At 36.6% G+C, this 14897-nt stretch carries 15 protein-coding genes; all 15 read right to left on the reverse strand.

The features are described from left to right. Nucleotides 1-19: 19 nt before the first annotated feature. The 15 genes from VPHSUH08_RS01585 to VPHSUH08_RS01655 all read right to left on the reverse strand — a co-directional run bounded on the left by VPHSUH08_RS01585 (nucleotide 20) and on the right by VPHSUH08_RS01655 (nucleotide 14896). Nucleotides 20-823 carry a tyrosine-protein phosphatase gene (locus VPHSUH08_RS01585; protein ID WP_012864184.1) on the reverse strand — a complete coding sequence of 268 codons (804 nt, stop codon included), beginning with the start codon at nucleotides 821-823 and terminating at the stop codon, nucleotides 20-22. A gap of 288 nt (nucleotides 824-1111) precedes the next feature. After that, nucleotides 1112-1546 (reverse strand): VanZ family protein, encoded by a 435-nt coding sequence (locus VPHSUH08_RS01590; protein ID WP_008600642.1) that lies wholly within the window; start codon nucleotides 1544-1546, stop codon nucleotides 1112-1114. A gap of 36 nt (nucleotides 1547-1582) precedes the next feature. Beyond that, entirely contained in the window at nucleotides 1583-2749 is a 1167-nt protein-coding gene (locus VPHSUH08_RS01595) for a nucleotide sugar dehydrogenase (protein ID WP_012864183.1), read from the reverse strand. After that, nucleotides 2750-3847, reverse strand: a complete 1098-nt coding sequence (locus tag VPHSUH08_RS01600; RefSeq protein WP_012864182.1) for an NAD-dependent epimerase/dehydratase family protein — start codon at nucleotides 3845-3847, stop codon at nucleotides 2750-2752. Nucleotides 3848-3869: 22 nt separating this feature from the next. Continuing rightward, entirely contained in the window at nucleotides 3870-5324 is a 1455-nt protein-coding gene (locus VPHSUH08_RS01605; protein ID WP_004697227.1) for a lipopolysaccharide biosynthesis protein, read from the reverse strand. Further along, nucleotides 5324-6457 (reverse strand): CapA family protein, encoded by a 1134-nt coding sequence (locus VPHSUH08_RS01610; RefSeq protein WP_024061194.1) that lies wholly within the window; start codon nucleotides 6455-6457, stop codon nucleotides 5324-5326. Before VPHSUH08_RS01610 ends, VPHSUH08_RS01605 begins: the two co-directional genes overlap by 1 nt. Next, the gene (locus VPHSUH08_RS01615) at nucleotides 6441-7373 is read right to left on the reverse strand and encodes an ATP-grasp fold amidoligase family protein (RefSeq protein WP_105086567.1); all 933 of its coding nucleotides are present in this window, start codon (nucleotides 7371-7373) and stop codon (nucleotides 6441-6443) included. The genes VPHSUH08_RS01610 and VPHSUH08_RS01615 overlap by 17 nt, the downstream gene beginning before the upstream one ends. Beyond that, nucleotides 7351-8592, reverse strand: a complete 1242-nt coding sequence (locus VPHSUH08_RS01620; protein WP_004693397.1) for an O-antigen ligase — start codon at nucleotides 8590-8592, stop codon at nucleotides 7351-7353. Before VPHSUH08_RS01620 ends, VPHSUH08_RS01615 begins: the two co-directional genes overlap by 23 nt. A 19-nt stretch (nucleotides 8593-8611) precedes the next feature. Further along, on the reverse strand, nucleotides 8612-9679 hold the full coding sequence (locus VPHSUH08_RS01625; RefSeq protein WP_105086568.1) for a glycosyltransferase: 1068 nt from the start codon (nucleotides 9677-9679) through the stop codon (nucleotides 8612-8614). Further along, the gene (locus VPHSUH08_RS01630; RefSeq protein ID WP_004693391.1) at nucleotides 9676-10725 is read right to left on the reverse strand and encodes an NAD(P)-dependent oxidoreductase; all 1050 of its coding nucleotides are present in this window, start codon (nucleotides 10723-10725) and stop codon (nucleotides 9676-9678) included. The genes VPHSUH08_RS01625 and VPHSUH08_RS01630 overlap by 4 nt, the downstream gene beginning before the upstream one ends. Further along, complete coding sequence (locus tag VPHSUH08_RS01635; protein ID WP_004693390.1) at nucleotides 10718-11440, reverse strand: 2-C-methyl-D-erythritol 4-phosphate cytidylyltransferase; 723 nt, start codon at nucleotides 11438-11440, stop codon at nucleotides 10718-10720. The genes VPHSUH08_RS01630 and VPHSUH08_RS01635 overlap by 8 nt, the downstream gene beginning before the upstream one ends. 9 nt (nucleotides 11441-11449) lie before the next feature. Then, complete coding sequence (locus tag VPHSUH08_RS01640; protein ID WP_004693387.1) at nucleotides 11450-12316, reverse strand: phosphorylcholine transferase LicD; 867 nt, start codon at nucleotides 12314-12316, stop codon at nucleotides 11450-11452. Nucleotides 12317-12327: 11 nt separating this feature from the next. Then, nucleotides 12328-13014: a sugar transferase gene (locus VPHSUH08_RS01645; protein WP_004693385.1), complete on the reverse strand. Its 687-nt coding sequence runs from the start codon at nucleotides 13012-13014 to the stop codon at nucleotides 12328-12330. Beyond that, nucleotides 13008-14207, reverse strand: coding sequence for a DegT/DnrJ/EryC1/StrS aminotransferase family protein (locus VPHSUH08_RS01650; RefSeq protein ID WP_004693383.1), 1200 nt, complete (start codon nucleotides 14205-14207; stop codon nucleotides 13008-13010). The genes VPHSUH08_RS01645 and VPHSUH08_RS01650 overlap by 7 nt, the downstream gene beginning before the upstream one ends. Before the next feature lie 77 nt (nucleotides 14208-14284). Then, nucleotides 14285-14896, reverse strand: a complete 612-nt coding sequence (locus VPHSUH08_RS01655; protein WP_004693382.1) for a CpsD/CapB family tyrosine-protein kinase — start codon at nucleotides 14894-14896, stop codon at nucleotides 14285-14287. Nucleotide 14897 lies beyond the last annotated feature (1 nt).

A 14897-nucleotide genomic window follows, 5' to 3' on the forward strand; every position in this document is an offset into this window, starting at 1 on the left:
ATAAAAGAACCTATATAAATTATAATGCAAAGCCAAATAGACGAGTTAAGAAATTACCCTTTTTCCCCACCCAACTAGATGGGACAGAAGGATAAAATGTGCGATTAGCTAAGAGGTCGCGTTCATTAAGATGGATATTTGGCAACAAATCTTTTTTATACGTATTGTCTAATTCAGAAATTGCTTCCACATAACCTTGGTACGCCTCAACATCACAGCCATCGCTGTAACCAGTACCAAAGAAATGAATTAAACCATTTCGATATAATTCAATAGCCCTATCATAGTTAGCGTTACCATGATCAAAAGATGCCATATTACATTGAATCAAAATACCTCTATCAACCCATGCTAGTAATTGTTCAGGTTTAGTAAATAATTGTCCATAAGTTTCTACTTCACTAATAATAGGTACAAGCCCCATATCTAGTAGACTTAATAACCACGCATTAATATGATGCACTTTGCTATTTTGTGGAAGAGCAACTAATATAAAATGGCTATCTCCCAACGTATATTGATTGCGATGAGAAGCTATATATGCAACCATTTCATCACAAAGCATTACGCGAGCTCCACTGTGAATAGTTATATCTACTTGTTGCTCCTTAACCATAACTTTTACTTCATTAACTAAAGAGTTTATAGCATTCCATGTGTTCAGATCCATAGATACTGTTACATCAGGCGTACTAAAAATATCTGTAATACCTTGTTCAGACAAGGACTTAATCATTTTTACTGATTCTGCCATTGTTTGAGGCCCTTGTGGGCCTAACACAGCTGGCAAAATGCAACCATGTAAATCAACCACGCGACTCATAATCTTTCCCTTCTACTTTCGATTTTCTTTTCAAAATCGACCTCTTTTATAAAGTTCATGTTCTTCTCATTTAAGTTTATAATTCATTTTACATTCACGATTATAACAAGGGACCAGTCGCTTGTATAGTGGTTTTTCTATAAAAATAAATAAATTATTATATGTTCATTTAATACAATTTTTATATATTCATTTATCCTTCATAAAATATGACCCATAATTTCTACAATTATGAGTCATATTTTACACATTATTATATTAATAATTATTTAATTTTTAAATGTACTTTTATCTTTTATCATGACTAATATAATAAGTTAATTTCACTACCGATATACCGATGATTATACCAACTGTATCAATCAGTACATCAGACAGTTGAGAGCTGCGTCCTAGAGAAAATAATTGTATAAATTCATCTAGACTAGCTATTACTATACCCACTACTATTGTTTTTACTACTGTGCCATATTCAATATAGCGGCGTAGAACTACATATAAAACACCACCAAGGATTGTGAACTCTGTAAGGTGGGCTAATTTTCGAATAATCCTATTTAAGGCCCATATATTTCCGTAAAAGCCTAATTTATTAGCTATAGGGGCAATCCACTTTGCAAAAATAAGACTAAACCCATCAGAGGTTCCTCCATTTTGCAAGGAATTATCCCATATAAAAAACACAATTAGACATAACACAATATATAGTATCCAACGTTTCATACTACTCTCCTAAACGCCACAATACATATAGCTGTATTAATCTCTATCAAAAATATCTCGTGTATAAACTTTATCTTTTACACCTTCTAAGCTACTATCCCAGCGATTAGCTACAATGACATCACTAACACGCTTAAAATCTTCAAAATTACGTATAACTGGCGAATTAAAGAAATCTTCTGCATCTAGTGTAGGTTCATATACTACCACAGCAATCCCTTTCGCCTTAATACGTTTCATAACACCTTGAATGGCTGATGCTCTAAAATTATCAGAGTTCATCTTCATGGTCAAGCGATAGATACCAACAATTTTCGGATTTTTAGCAATAATAGTATCTGCCACATGATCTTTACGTGTTCTATTCGCATCAACAATGGCAGAAATTAAGTTTTGTGGTACATCATTATAGTTAGCTAATAATTGCTTTGTATCTTTTGGCAAGCAATAACCACCATAACCAAAGGAAGGATTATTATAAAAATCTCCAATACGAGGATCTAAACAAACCCCTTTGATGATTTGACTTGTGCTAAGGCCACGTACTTCAGCATAGGAGTCTAACTCATTGAAATACGCTACACGTAATGCTAAATACGTATTAGCAAACAATTTAATTGCTTCCGCTTCCGTAGAATCAGTATATAATTGTGGAATATTTTCTTTAATAGCACCTTCCGCTAATAATTGTCCAAAACGACGTGCTCTGTCAGAATCCTCGCCCACAACAATACGGGATGGATATAAATTATCGTATAAGGCTTTACCTTCCCGCAAGAATTCTGGCGAAAAAATTAAATTCTCCGTATTAAATTCTTTACGCATTTGTACCGTATAGCCTACCGGTACAGTTGATTTAATAATCATTACTGCATCAGGATTAATCTCTAGCACAGTTTTAATGACTTGTTCAACAGAAGATGTATCGAAAAAGTTTTTTTGAGGATCATAATTTGTAGGTGTCGAAATGATAACATAATCTGCACTGTTAAAAGCTTCTACTGGGTCAAGTGTAGCTTTGAAGTTTAACTCCTTAGTAGCTAAATACTCTTGCAATTCAGCATCTACAATAGGTGTCTCTTTGCGATTTAACATATCTACTTTTTCTGGGATGATATCGAGGGCCACCACTTCATTGTGTTGAGCTAACAACACACCATTGGAAAGGCCTACATAGCCTGTACCAGCAATTGCAATTTTCATTTATTTGCCCTCCATCATATAGAAATCTTTATACCATATGGCAAAACGCTTTAACCCTTCTCGTAAGGTTGTATTAGGTTTAAAGCCAAAATCTGCTTCTAACGCACTTGTATCAGCATATGTAACAGGCACATCCCCTGGTTGCATGGGTACTAATTCTTTATGCTCCTCAAAATTATAATCTTCTGACAATACGCCAGCAGAAACCAATTCCTCTGAAAGAATGCGCACAAAATCAAGTAAATTTTCTGGGTTGCTATTGCCGATATTATAAATAGCGTACGGTGGAACCGGCAAGCCATCCGCACCATTGCGACGCTCTGGTGCAGTAGATATAACCTTAGAAACGCCTTCTACGATATCATCGATATAGGTGAAATCACGCTTACAATTGCCGTAGTTAAAAATTTTAATTGTCCCACCATTACGTAATGTATTTGTAAAACCAAAGTATGCCATATCTGGACGACCTGCAGGGCCGTATACAGTGAAGAAACGAAGCCCTGTGCTAGGGATGTTATATAATTTAGCATACGAATAAGCCAATAACTCATTTGACTTTTTTGTAGCTGCATAAAGAGATACAGGATTATCTACTTTATCATCTGTAGAGTATGGGATTTGTTTATTTGCACCATATACAGAAGAAGATGATGCATACACTAAATGCTCTACACCTCTTTCACCATCGTCATAAGAATGACGACAAGCTTCTAGAATATTATAAAATCCAATAATATTAGACTCGATATAGGCGTCGGGGTTAGTAATAGAGTAACGAACCCCTGCTTGAGCTGCTAGATTCACTACAACTCGTGGTTTATAGATAGCAAAAATTTCATCAACAAAGGACTTATCTGCAATATTCCCTTTTTTAAAAATCCATATATTCTTATTATCTTTGCTAAGTTCATCAATCTGTTGCAATCGATACTCTTTCAATGCTACATCATAGTAATCATTAACAGAATCTATGCCAATAATTTGAGTCCCTTCTGCTTCAGATAGTAAGGACATAACTAGATTAGCCCCCACAAATCCAGCGGCACCCGTTACAAGGATTACCGTGTTGTTTAAATCTACATTTTTTGAAAGCATATGTACTCCTTTCATAGTTCTGTTAATTATGTCGTTTTACTTTACTTAAGACTTTTTTATAGCCAGAAGCAATAATTATGCGCTCAGATGGAATGACGTATAAAATAGCCACATATAATACAACACATAAAAGCATACAGACGACGGTCCACCATACTGCATCATAGAGATGTAAAATACTATAGGCAATTAACCCAACTATAGATGCTGTAATGAGATATACACTGATATTAGATATTATGCGAAATGCACTCATATTGACAAATAAAGCCAGTAGCAACATAGAAGCTGCTAGCATTTCCATTCTTACTAACGATCGAGCATATACAAAGGTACTGAAATCATATTGAATACAAATATAAATAACTGGTATTAAAACTACTAGATGTAATATTTGAGTCCAAAATGATAGATTAGGCATCCCTTTTGCACGAAATATTTCGGAAATCAAATTAGCTGTTACAGTCATAATAGCCGAACTCAATGCCCAGGAACCTAATACAATGCCCGCTAACGTCCATTGTGGCCCTAGTAAAAGCTGAACAACAAAGTCTTGAAATACAAATAAGCCTACACCTAGAGGTACCAAAAATAGAGCCATATAGCGTTGGAATGTAAAGAATGTATTCGAAAAGGCCTGTTGATTATTTTGCACACGACTTAAAGCCGCGAATAATACAGGAGCCAAAGATGCTGTAGCCATAGCCATTACAGTCGTAACAATAGCCATTGGCATCTTATATATACCCAAATAATAGGCATCTAAAAAACGGCTAATAATGAATGTATCCACCCAAGCAGTGAGCCATATAGAAAATGCTTCAGCTAAAGACCATGCACTATAGTTAAACATGTTCATAAAGACGCGACTACTAAAAAACAGATGAATTTGATTCTTCCGACTCTTTAATAATGCCAACGCCGTAAATAGCTGAGACCCTAGCATACCAGCAATTAAAGACCAATAATCGTACCCCATAAGCGCCATTGGTATAGATATCAATATAGGTGTAAGAATTGTTATGAGCCTAATATTTAAAAGAAACTTGAAATTAAAATCTCTTCGATACAATGCCATTTGGACACTACTAAAAGCAGATAAAGGAATCATAGCGCCCATCACGGCTAAAGGTATACCTAAGCCATCATTACCTACTAATACGGCCAATTCATCACGACCGATTATGATAGCGCCCCATAAAACTAGAGAAAACACTAGGTTGGCAATAAAGGCCACATCTGTGGCCTCTTGCTTATCTTGGGTACTTTCAAACTCATGCTGAACAAGAAATTTTTGAAAACCCGCATCAGCAAGCATTTCCGCAAAAGATATAACCATCATAATCGTCGCCAATATGCCGAATGCAGTCGGTGCTAACATATGAGCCAATATTATATTTGTCAGTGGTGTGATAAGCTTTGCCAAAACCTCTGTAATAACAGACCATTTAGCAGCAGCTACGATTTTAGTATCCATTATTTCTTATTGATATTCTTAATGCCTCTCAAGAATAGTTCATGATGAGCTTCACATTCCAAATAATTTTGTATTGCTAAATAACTCGTTTTGCCCAAAATAAGTTCTACCAATTTTCGGCCCAATAAAGCATTAATAGCGCGTACAATAAATGATCTACCTAAAAACTCACGCAAATAACGTTTTACATGTGTATCAGCAAAGGCCTTATATGCTTGAGTCACAAAGTGAGGGTCTTTAATTTCTTCACTACGTTTTCTATAAGCCTCTAATGTTTCTGTAGCTTCAACTTCTGTAGCTAATCGTGTACCATTATCAGTTCTACGAATAGGCAATTCAGACACCACAAAATCATCCTTAGTTACATCTACAGTAACTAGTATTGCATCTTTCACAAATTCCTGATGATTTACATAAAAGTCGGAATTAAAAATAAAGTTTCCCTGTCCATAAATGATAGTGCCCCCCTGGTAATCTTCGCGAGACCCTACACAATGATTATGTTGACAGATAACGAGATTCGCTCCACTATCGACAAATTTACGGCAATATCTCTGTAGCATAGGAGATGGATAGCGATAGAATTCCTTGCCGCCGTGATATAGAACGATGACGTAGTCGCATTGTGCCTTTAAAACTTTTACTTCGTCAAAGCTTTCTAGCACATCAAAAGGATTAGCCCCCATTGTATGACAAGTAGCCATAGTAAACTCGTTCTCTGTACAAAGATAGAATCCAATACGTATATCATCTTTTTCAAAGATAAATGGCTTCTTAGCCTCTTTCAAATTAGCTCCAGCTCCAGCATGAGCAATCTTATGCTGCTTCAACAAATTTAATGTTGTCGTCAACCCTTCCACCCCTTGATCTAAGGAGTGGTTATTAGCCAGTGTTAAAAATAACGGCTCTAATGCCTTATATCCATTAATTGTTTTTGTAGGCGCAATTAAATTATTACCAAATTTTACGATGGGTGTCTCTATATCAGTAAGAGGAACCTCTAAATTGAAAACATTTAAATCCGATTGCTTCAAAATTTCATAAAGCTCTTTTCCTACAAAAGCTTCTCCATTACCGTTTTCAAATAATGTTTTATTAATATCCGTAGGAACTAAATCAGCCCCGATGTACATTCTCAAGATGTAACCACTCTCCTAATTCATAATCCTTTGACATAGGACGAAATCTTTCAAATCCAGCACCAGGAAAAAATGTTAATTCTCCAATAAATATATGCCCTTTAATTTCATAAAAATCAACACGCAAAAATGGACACCCTTTGCTAAGCTCCATCGCAACCTGTTGCATTTCACCATATGTATCTGGCTTTGGAAACTCTGTAGGTAACGGTGGATAATGTCCAAAATGAATTCCCATAGGATTCCAATCGATATCATAGAAGTTCATACGCGTTCCTGTTTTAGAAAAACGATTAGAACATACTACTGTTAACTTTGGCTCACCATGAAAGCAATACATCTTATAATCTAATATGTCATTGCTACCTAACTCCGACAAATATTCCTCTCCGATAATACGTCGAGGAACATTCTTATAAGGCCACTCTCTAGCAATACGTGAATAATCCCGTTTTAAGAATGTTCTTAATTTAGCTTTTGCTGCTTCCCAATCAAGTGTTGATTTATCTTTACAAATAACGATGCCTCCACTATCATGTGTACATTTCAAAACGAATTGATTAGGCAATCTATCAAGATCAATATCATCTACAGAGTTCCATACGGAAATCGTAGGTATTATATACTGATTTCCTACACGTTGAGCAATAAAATGTTTAGCTTCATGTTTATCAACCATCACTGTTTGTATTGGGTCTCTAAAATTAACCTTAAGCCATTGTAACTTTTCGCTGAAAGTTTTTGGATTTTCTAGATCTAAAGGGTATCCCATATACTTAGGAAATACCTTCTTCAAAAAGTCTTCATCAGACAAAGAGTCATAATAACCCGATTTAATTAATACCCTCGTACGATAGTAAGGTTTTGTTAGAAAGGACATGCCAACATTACACAATTTTCTGAACTTCATGTTTTCGTCCTTTCCGAAGCAGTTGCACTTCTAAATAAAACAACATCATATAAAAATAAGTGCTCTTACTTTCATAAGAAACCATACCCATATCCATAACAATCTGTGAAAGGAATAGAATGAGTACCATTATATATTCATTACTATGGATATCACGATAGCGAATTAAATTATAAGCCACATAGAGATACATTGAATAATAGGCTAGTAAACCAATGACACCCGTGCCAGCTAATAACTCAATATAATTGTTATGCAAGTAGTAATTATCTTTGCCATACACGAAAAAAGTATATACAGATGGATTATTGATACCTACACCAGTTATGGGAGATTGATAAAATAAGTCCCATCCAATATCTACCAAAGCTAACCGAATAATAGTGGATGAGTCCCCCCCTGTGCCTGTAAAGGCTTCTACCATGTTAGACATTCGGTCTAATACTTCAGAGAACATCGGCAATTGCAATACCGCAATACCTATAATGGTAAGACCTAATAAGGAACCAATAACTTTTACAATAGAATTGACCGCATTAGCACTACGAAAACTTTTAAAAATAAAGAGTAATACTGTACCAACACCGACAAAAACTAAGGCCTTACGACTACCTGTAGCCGCTAAAATACCAAGTGTTGGTAATGCAATAATATGCCACCAACGAGGACGATCGTATAGCATATAATACAAGGTCATAACAATAGCATTGGCACCCAATAGCCCTACCGTATTCGCATTCAATGCATCATTAGCAATACGTGCTGAGGATGATAAAACAGTAATAAAATAATCTAAACCGTAGAAATAAACAGTATAGAAACAAACTATATAGCCTGTCCACATGCCAATCTTTAATAATGTATCCACCGATTTCTTATCTTGATAACACATGTATAAAATGATGAGCATAAAGAATATCTTGACCATATCAAAACTTCGGCTCATAGCTACGGAAACATCTGTGGCATTAATCGCACTTAGATAACAAGCACCAATAAAAATTAACATATAAGCATGCATCCAATTAAACCGCAGTTTTATAACACCCTGTTCTCGTATAAGATAAAAAATGATGAGGCCAAATAAGCATACAAATAATACATACGCACCATAGTTCGCTTCGCCAAGGGCAAAGGAAATGGTCAACGACAACACTAAAAAGATTAGAGTTATGAACCATATCATGCGATCAGCAAGAGCCGTAATATTTAACTTCAATGGTTCTCCTCCTTACAACTCATAAAACTTCTAACCAACGTTTTGCGATTTTCCATAATGGAAATTCATCGCGTACTTTGATGGCATTCTGTGAAAGTTTAGCCGCTAGTGCAGGATCCTTTAATACACTGCGCATAGCTTCATACATAGCCTGCGTATCACCTACAGGTACGAGAATGCCATTCTCTCCACTTTTAATTACCATGCGAGCACCGCCTACAGGACAATCTGTAACTACTACAGGTAAGCCCATACCCAATGCTTCTAGCATGGAATTTGAAATACCTTCAAAATCAGAGGATGATACAAACATAGAACAAGGGGCTACCTTTTCTAAAATATTACTAGCAAAGCCAGGCAATAAAATGCGATTCTCTAAATTAAGAGACTTAATTTGAGCTCGTAGTTCATCCTCTAATACACCTTGTCCATAAATAACGAGTTTATACGCTGGAAACTCGTCTGCCAACATACTGAAGGCATTAATCATCATAGGCAAATTCTTTTGCGGATGCAAACGACAAGCTGTAACAATTGTCTTTTCTCGTTCCCCCTCTATTGGTGGTGGCAATTTGCCATTAATAGGATTGGGGATAATAACACCGCGATTTTGAACAGATTTCGGGAAATAAGAACGAGCATCTTCCGTTTGGAATACTAGTGTATCTGCAAATCTAAAGGCAAAGTTGCGCAATGCTTGTTGATGCCAACCAATAGGAACTTTGCGTGGATTATTGCGTTCAGAAAAAACAATGCGATTTTTTATAAACCAAGAGCTAATCGCTAAGATAAAACTCGATGCAGACAAAAAAGATAAGCATGTCGCATTTGGCCTAGTCTTTAAGATTTTGATTAGTTCTTTTATTTCTTGCATAAAGCGAATGACTTTATTAGAGCTTGTAGTATGAATTTCGATTTGTTCAATACCTTTCTCTAACGCATATTCATTACCATATCGATTAGGGCTTGTTTGGATAACTGTAATATGATGACCATCATGTACCCACTGACGAGCCAACTCTGTTAAGATTCGTTCAGCCCCATCGTTACCAAGGGAGATGGTGACAATTATTATTTCCTTTTTCATAAGCCTTCCTCTTGGATATATTCTGCCAGTCTTACATAGGCTTGTGCCATTGATACCTTAGGTTTCCAACCTAAAGACTTTAACTTCTTAGAACTTAAGAACATGTGTACTGTCGGTGCATAGCCGAACCCTTGTACATCTTCTGGAATATCAAAAACAACTTTACTCTTATTATTGCTCACATGAGTTGCCACTAATTGAGCAATGCTTGCAATAGAACGAGTCTCTTCATCATGACATATATTATAGGCCTCGCCAGCTTCGCCCGCCTTCATAAGGGCTAAAATACCAGTTAATACATCGGTAATGTAGCAATAGTTCGACATAGAATCGCCTTTTGTGTGAAGAACAATATTTTCATGTTTAAGAGCACTCTTGGTAAACTGCATGAATACACGGTTATCTGATACCGGAACACCAGGTCCAAAGGTTTGAGCTAGTCTAGCTATTACAGCAGGCACGCCATATTCCACAGCATAGGACTTGCAATAACATTCACATAGTCTCTTACTTTCAGAATATGAACTACGAATATTTAGATGATCAAGATACCCTAATCGGTCTTCAGTCATAACTTGACCAGACTCATAAGGTACACCATATTGTTCCATACTAGATAAATAAACTACTTTTTTTACCTTTTTTCGACGGCCTAACTCGAGCATGGCCTCCGTACCATAAATAGAGGTACGGATAGTTTCTACTGGATGTTCTACAAAAAACTTAGATTGTGTTGGTGCGGCTCCATGCAAAATATAATCACATGGCACATCAATAGATTCTAATGAGCCATCTACTAGGGTTAACGACTTATTGTCTAAATACTCACCGAGAATGGTTTTTGCCTTTTCATGGCTTCGCACATGACCAATCACTTTTAAATCCAGGTCATGAGTCTCATTGGCAAGTATAAGTAATTTTATAAACATCGATCCAATAAGCCCCGTTGCACCTGTTATAAGAATGCGTTGATGACGGAGGAAATGAAAGTAATTTTTTTCATGTACTAAAGCCGTTAACTCACGTTGAATAACGGAATTACTCATCTTTTAATCCTCCTAGCTCACGATTTTTAATAATCCCTGTGAACATATAATAATCAGATGGAGTTGTAATCTTTATATTTTCAGTTTCCCCTAATACAGGATATAGAGTATATCCATAGTGCATCATCATCGATGCGGAATCAATAAAGTCATGAATGCCCTCATCTTTTGCACGATTATGAACTGATATAATATCATCTAATCTAAAACTCTGAGGAGCTTTAGCCATGAGACATTCATTACGATTTAAAATATGCTTAATAGAACCATTTTGGGTAACCATAACCGTTTCTATAGCTGGAGTAACAGTAATGGCAGACCCCTTTGATTCAACAGATTCTATGTTTCTCTCTATAGTAGAATTATCTACAAGTGGACGAACCCCATCATGAATCAATACAGTCACCGCATCATCAGGAAATAAACGCTTAGCCTCTACGAGTCCATTATATTGGGATTCTAGAGCGCTTTCACCACCAGGCACAATGGATAATACCTTTTGTAGCCCCACCTTTTTGATGAGCTGTTTTGTATGATCAATCCATTCTGCTTTGCAGGCAAGAACAATCCCATCAATTGTCTCCGTTTGTTCAAACACATCTAAGGTTTGAATCAAAATTGGTCTACCGTTCCATTCTAAAAATTGTTTTGGCGTCTTGCTATTTTTCATACGAGCACCTACGCCACCCGCAAAGATTACTGCTATTCGTTTCATAGGTCCTCCTTATGGTTGAGCTTCTTTTTTGGCATAATATATGCCTTTATACTCCTTGTAAGGTGTATTTAGATCAGCAAATACTGCATCATGTTTTGCCACACGTTGTTCTATAGGTGGTAATTGCATATAGTCGCCCCAAATAAGACGCAAATATCTCTCATACCCTTTCATAACAGGTATTTGATGACCTTCAAAGTCTTTATATACAACAGAAGCAAAGTCCTCTCTAGGATGACGTAGCTTCATACCTTTTAAGCTGCCGATTAACTCCGTACATTCATCACTGGTATCAAAGTCGTATTGAGTCATTCTCTTTTCTGCAAATCGCCAAATATGATAGCGTATAGACTGGCTGGAAAAGATTTTATAAATATACCCAGCTAAAGCACGATATGTAGGCCCTTTGTTATCTGGTAAACGCTGTGCATTAAAGAGTGCAAACGTCATGGCCCACACCAACTGCAATGCACGACTAATTTTGCCGGGTGCACAGCCATCAATAGGCATAATTTCAAGTGCCAAACCATGACAAACATCTTCAAGCATACTATGACGATTGATAAAAGTCGTATTATTGTCTCTAATAGAAGCTCCTGCATCATGATAGATGTGATTGCGATCGGTACGACAATACGTAAATCGTTCAGTATCAGCATATTTTGGCCATAATTCAGCTAACTTTTCATAGTCTGGACGAGGCATGAAAAGATCTAAATCATCATCCCAAGGGATAAAGCCGTTATGACGTATAGCCCCAATGAGACCACCGCCGCAAAGATAAAAGCGCAAATTATGTGTATCACAGAACTCTTTAAAGTACAGTAACATATTCAGCTCTTTTTCTTGTATTTCCTTTGTCATAGATGTACTCATGGGGACCTCTTTCAACGTAATACAGCTAATACTGTATCAATCATCGTTTTTATATCTTGTAAAAAAGAAAACTCCTTAATACTCCTTAAATTCCAAGCCATCTTGCCCGGTAAAACCTCATTTATATAGACTTCATCAACATTCTGAGCATTTTGTAAAAGTTGATCTTCATCTTTATAAGTAATACTAGCAACACTGGTAACACCAGCAGGTAATAATAAGGTAGCTTTCATTTCATCTGTATAAGCAGCCACATAACGTGGAACCTCAGGTCTTGTACCGACAAAGCTCATATCTCCTAAAAGGATATTAATAAGCTGAGGCAATTCATCGAGACGACAGTTGCGAAGCATATTGCCTACCTTCGTAACACGCATATCATTTTGTGATGTCACTTGTGCACCTAAAGATTCCGCATTCTTTACCATAGTACGGAACTTATAGATGCCAAAGGTACGACCGTACTGTGTCACTCGAGTTTGACGGAAAAAAACCTCTCCCTCACTATCTCGTTTAATCATGATGGCTAGTACCAAGAATATAGGGCTTAATGTAATAAGCATTCCCGCTGCCATTACGCGGTCAAAAATGCTTTTACAAAGAAGGCTTATACGCCTTTGATTTAATATTTCAAAATAGGGACGAACCGCTTCACACTGAAGCTCTTTTGGTAGATCATGAAAGTTCTTTACTAGCATTCGGTAATAATCCTTTTAAACTGCTCAATGATATATTGCACTTCTTCATCTGTAAGGAGCGTATGAAGTGGCAATGTAATTTCATTTTTAAATTGGTCATAAGCATTTGGATAATCATCGATTGTAAAGCCTAAGTTTTTGTAAGCCGTATGCATTGGAATTGGCTTATAATGGACATTCGTCGCAATGCCAGCCTCAGCCATAGCTTCAATAACCTTGTTGCGGTATTGCGTATCACGGCCGTCTAAACGGACTAAATACAAGTGACCACTACTTTCATGCTCATCTGTATAATGGTTCAACAATGTAACAGGTAAATCCTTAAATGCTGTATCATAAGCTTCAATAATTTCTTTACGACGTGCCAAAAGTTTTGGGTATCTTTCAAATTGAGCTAGCCCAATAGCCGCCATGATATCCGTCATATTACATTTATAATAGGTACCTTTAATATCATATTCCCAAGCACCTGCTTTTGTTTTTGCAAGAGCATCCTTATCTTGACCATGCAAAGATAGCAATTGGAATTGCTTGTAAATAATTTCATCATCAATACCATCTATATGACGCCATGTAGCACAGCCGCCTTCAGCAGTAGTAAAATTTTTTACTGCATGGAAGGAAAAGCTACTAAAGTCTGCAACATTACCTGTTTGTACTCCTTTATATGAGGCCCCAAAGGAATGAGCACAATCAGCCACAATAGGAATATGACCTAATGCTTTTTGAATATCATTAGCAGGTGTAAAGAGAGATTTCTTTTCATCCACAATGGAGCGTAGTCGATCATAATCGCAAGGTACACCTGCAACATCAACGGGAATGATTGCTTTTGTTTTTGGTGTAATAGCGCGAGCGACTGCATCGTAATCCATTTCATAAGCATCTTTCTGTGTATCAACAAGCACTAATGTGGCGCCCACATGAACAACAGGACTTGCACTAGCTGTATAGGAATAGGCACTAGTTATGACTTCGTCTCCAGGTCCAATCCCCAATACGCGAAGGGACATTTCAAGCGCTGCCGTAGCAGAGTTTAAACAAACGGATTTAGGTGTACCTAACTGATGAGCAATCTTTTTTTCTAATTCTTTAGTACGAGGACCTGTCGTAATCCACCCACTTTTTAAGGCTTCAACGACTTCATTAATTTCTAACTCTGTAATATCTGGAGGAGAAAAATTAATTCTCATATAAATCACCTCAATACTTTCTGTACCATATTGATACGCTTGATTTATCACATAGAATACTGATTAAAACAGTTATATTAAGCATCAATTACGATAGATCCTAAAAGAGGAATGCCCACTTGTGAAAGGCGTTTCTTAGCTTCAATCAAATCTTTTGGACTAGCTACTTCATTTTTAACAACTAGTATTACACCATCTGATTTTTCAGCCAATACAACGGCATCTGTAACAGACAATACTGGTGGTGTATCGATGATAATCACATCATATTCATCACGTACATACTCAAGAATCGTAGGTAATTTGCTGGAGTCTACAATGTCAGATGGATATTCAACAACTTCACCAGCCGTAAGCACATCCAAATGAGGCACTACATTACGATGAATCGTCAAATCTTCATCCATCATTACCGCATTTGTAAGACCTTTATTTTGTACATTAAAGGCTATATGTTGTGCTGGATTGCGTAGATTGCCATCTACTAGAAGAACTTTATTATTATTTTTAGATAAAGCTAATGCTGTATTAGCTGCCACTTCAGAAGTTCCTTCACCACTAGTAGCTGCAGTAATGCAAATAAGTTTACATTTATGTTGGTTACATACATATTGAAGATTGCTACGCAATATACGGTATGCTTCCACAAGTGGCGTATCACCACGTTCATTAGAAATTAGTCTAATCATA

Origin of the sequence: Veillonella sp. S13054-11 (genome assembly GCF_002959795.1) — a bacterium.
GTDB lineage: Bacteria > Bacillota > Negativicutes > Veillonellales > Veillonellaceae > Veillonella > Veillonella parvula_E.